Genomic DNA, 2544 nt, shown 5'->3' with positions numbered 1-2544 from the left:
GATGGCAGAGAGGTCACACCCGTTCCCATACCGAACACGGAAGTTAAGCTCTCTAGCGCCGATGGTAGTTGGGACCTTGTCCCTGTGAGAGTAGGACGTCGCCAAGCAACTGTAAGACGAGTCAAAATGACTCGTCTTTTTTGTGTTTCTAACTTCTTATTAGCCTCGAGTTATCCTTTTGTATTCAATTTCTTTCATCATTTTCGATGTGTAGTTTCAGATTTTCTATTTTATTTTTTGTGGAAGCAATCTATTGGTGTGTTAAAATAGTACCGTTATTTTTTGAGTGCTTTAATATAGGGATATTTAATTTTTAAAAAGGAGATAATATGAAAAAGATAGGTATAATTACTATAGTAGTTTTAATCCTTCTAGCGATTGTGTATATGTTAGTTGGAAATTATTTTTATAACTATGCGTTGAATGCGAAACAAGAAAAAGAATTTTTGGAAGATAATCCTCATTTAGTAGAAACGGTAAATGCATCGGGAGATGCATTGGCTACAAATGAAGAGAAGAATGCGAACCTCGTATCAAAGTATAAGCCTAACACATTAACTATACGTTCTTTCGATAAACTGAATTTAACAGGTTATGAATATATGAATGAACAATCTAGTCATAAATGGGCGATTGTAGTTCATGGATACAATGGTAGGGCATCAGAAATGACGAAATATATTCGTAACTTTTATGAACAAGGCTATAATGTCATAGCACCAGATCTTCGTGGGCACGGGAATAGTGAAGGGGATTATGTTGGTATGGGCTGGCATGATCGTAAAGACATTTTGATTTGGATTCAACAAATTGTAAAGAAAGATCCTAATGCTGAAATAGCACTATTTGGTGTTTCGATGGGCGCGGCAACTGTAATGATGACTTCAGGTGAGGATTTACCTTCTAACGTTAAAGTTATTATTGAAGATTGTGGGTACTCAACTGTTGTTGATGAATTTACGTATCAATTAAAAGATCTATTCCACTTGCCGAAGTTTCCTGTTATGAATGCGGCAAATACAGTTACAAAATTAAGAGCTGGATATGATTTAGAAGAAGCTTCAGCTATTAAACAAGTTGCAAAAAGTAAAACACCGATGCTATTCATTCATGGGGATGCGGATACATTCGTTCCTTTTGAAATGTTAGATGAAGTATATAATGCTGCAAAAGTAGAAAAAGAGAAATTAATTGTTCCAGGTGCTGGACATGGAGAAGCTGAGAAGATAGATTCAAATACGTATTGGAATACCGTATGGAAGTTCGTGGGAAGATATATTCAAGCATAATTAGATTTATATATGCGATAATCAGAAGGTAATACTTTTGATTATCGTTTTTCTATTTATAGATTTATTTTAGGTTGTAGTATATAAGGCTTGAAGCATAAATTTTTGAATTCCTTAGTGCCAGTGCTACAATGATTGAAAACTACATGTTAATGAGGTGTTTCTATGAAAATTGAAGTATGGTCAGATTTTGTATGCCCGTTTTGCTACATTGGGAAACGTAGATTAGAAGTAGCTTTAGAGCAATTTCCTCATAAGAAGGATGTTGAAGTTGAGTTTAAAAGTTTTGAATTAGACCAAAATGCTCCAATCTATTCTGGAACAAGTATTAATGAAGTACTTGCATCAAAGTATGGGATTAGTATTGAAGAAGCGAAACGTAATAACGTGCAGCTAGGTAATCATGCAGCTAGTATGGGTTTAAGTTTTAATTTTGATGAGATGAAGCCGACGAACACTTTTGATGCGCATCGTCTTGCGAAATTTGCAAAGGATCAAGGGAAAGAAAAAGAGATTACGGAAAATCTACTTTTTGCATATTTCACTGAATCAAGAAATTTAAGTGATGTGGATACGCTCGCTACTATAGCTGAAGCTTCAGGTCTAGACAAACAAGAAGCTTTACAGGTTATTAATGATAAAAGCGCATATGCAAATGATGTTAGAGTTGATGAAGCGATTGCTCAGCAATATCAAATTTCAGGAGTACCTTATTTTATTATTAATCAAAAGTATGCTATTTCAGGTGCACAACCACTTGAAACTTTTGTTGGTGCACTTCAGCAAGTGTGGGAAGAAGAGAATCCTGTACCTAAGTTACAAGAGCTTTCTTCAGAAGGTGGAAGCGATATGTCTTGTACAGATGAAAGCTGTTCGGTACCTTCAAAAGAACAATAGTTTTTATGATGGAAAGCAACCCATAGAGTATTATATGGGTTGCTTATATATTCTGATAGAAGAGGTATGTAAATAGGGTTTTAAAAAAATGAAGTTTTTTTTAAAAACGTATTGACGATTAATACTTAGAGGTGTAATATAGAACAAGTCGCCGATGACAATAACGTCAAAAGCGACAAACGAAATGAAAAACTTAGTTGACATTGAAAGATGAAAATGTTAACATAAGGAAGTCGCAAATGAGCGGCAGACAAGTTCTTTGAAAACTGAACGAAACAAACAACGTGAAACGTCAATTTTTATTTTATGATGCTAGACAAACTAACTTTATTGGAGAGTTTGATCCTGGCTCAGGATG

The 2544-nt window shown here is 34.7% G+C and carries 2 protein-coding genes and 1 rRNA gene; all 3 read left to right on the top strand.

The genetic code is table 11. From position 1 onward, the window contains the following. A 5S ribosomal RNA gene (rrf, locus tag MR147_RS26670) occupies window positions 1-107 on the top strand; the annotation flags it as partial. 222 nt (window positions 108-329) lie between these two features. Further along, a complete protein-coding gene (locus MR147_RS26665) occupies window positions 330-1289 on the top strand; it encodes an alpha/beta hydrolase (RefSeq protein ID WP_242304887.1) in 960 nt (319 codons plus the stop codon). Between the two features lie 165 nt (window positions 1290-1454). Continuing rightward, window positions 1455-2186 (top strand): DsbA family oxidoreductase, encoded by a 732-nt coding sequence (locus tag MR147_RS26660; protein ID WP_000687960.1) that lies wholly within the window; start codon window positions 1455-1457, stop codon window positions 2184-2186. The last annotated feature ends 358 nt before the right edge of the window (window positions 2187-2544 follow it).

It is taken from the genome of Bacillus cereus group sp. BfR-BA-01350 (genome assembly GCF_022663775.1).
GTDB lineage: Bacteria > Bacillota > Bacilli > Bacillales > Bacillaceae_G > Bacillus_A > Bacillus_A paranthracis.
The sequence above is the reverse complement of the archived record's forward strand: the minus strand, read 5'-3'. Positions and strand labels throughout refer to the sequence as shown.